General features: G+C 59.7%; 1 protein-coding gene. It reads left to right on the forward strand.

Annotated features, from left to right (window positions below):
- Positions 1-871 (forward strand): IS110 family RNA-guided transposase (locus P0D89_RS53150; protein ID WP_408379668.1); only part of this gene is annotated, 871 nt, incomplete at its 5' end.
- Positions 872-1,194 lie beyond the last annotated feature (323 nt).

Consider the following 1,194-nt stretch of genomic DNA (forward strand, 5'->3'; position numbering starts at 1 on the left):
CTACTGGGGCCGGGAGCTCGCAAAGCTCGGGCACACCGTTCGCCTGATCGCCCCGCAGTTCGTACGACCTTACGTAAGGAGCAACAAGACCGATGCCGCTGACGCCGAAGCAATCTGCGAGGCGGTACAGCGACCGCATATGCGGTTTGTGCCGGTCAAGACGCAGGCGCAACAGACAATACTTTCACTTCATCGGGCACGTGCCGGGCTGGTCAAGTCACGCACAGCACTGGCCAACCAGATCCGTGGGCTTCTGGGTGAATTCGGTATCGTGCTGCCACAGGGCATCCGGCTGCTGGGGCAACGTGCCATAGAGGCGCTTTCCACGCGTGACAGTGAGCATAGCGAGCCTTTCCGGGCGTTAATCCAGATGCTCGTCGAGCACCTGCGCGAACTTGGCAACAAGGTGGCTGAACTGGAAGGGCGCATCCGCGCGATCCATCGTACGGATGCGCCCGGCCAACTTCTCGAAACAATACCCGGGATCGGGCCGCTCACTGCTTCCGCGCTGGCAGCCTCAATCGGCAACGCGCGAGCCTTTCGGGACGGCCGCGAACTCGCTGCATGGCTTGATCTGGTGCCGCGCCAGCATTCCTCGGGCAGCACTCTGCGCCTGCTGGGTATCAGCAAGCGCGGCGATACGGCATTGCGAACACTTCTGATTCACGGCGCCCGCGCGGTTATCCGCATGGCAGCCACCAGGCCCGAGATGGCTGATTCCTGGCTGATGAAACTGTGTCGACGCCGACACAAAAACATTGCTGCCGTGGCGCTCGCGGCAAAGAATGCGCGTACAGCGTGGGCCATGCTGATACGAAACCAGGCCTATCAGGCTGGCCACGTTCCCGCGCGATCAAGTGTGATGGATTGACAGAGCCAGCGTTTAGCGTTCACTTTCCAGAGGTTGCTTGAGCAGACTTCAATTCGATGACAGAACGGTCCGGACCGTGATGGGCCAAACCCGCTTTGCACCATGGGCAACCAGGCCCGAGGTTCTGATGGGGTACCCATTCGCGGATATTCATCGTGGGCCCGCAGCGAGTGCTGTGAACCGAGCCCGGATCCATGGCTGCAACCTCGACCCGATGCCAGAGAACTGAGACTGCTTGACAACTGGGAGTCGTCCATACATGGTGAAAATAGGCAGTTCTGTCGATGTATTTCGTATAGCTAAGGATATATTATCGAGCCGAC

The organism is Paraburkholderia sp. RL18-085-BIA-A (genome assembly GCF_046027075.1).
Classification (GTDB): Bacteria; Pseudomonadota; Gammaproteobacteria; order Burkholderiales; family Burkholderiaceae; genus Paraburkholderia.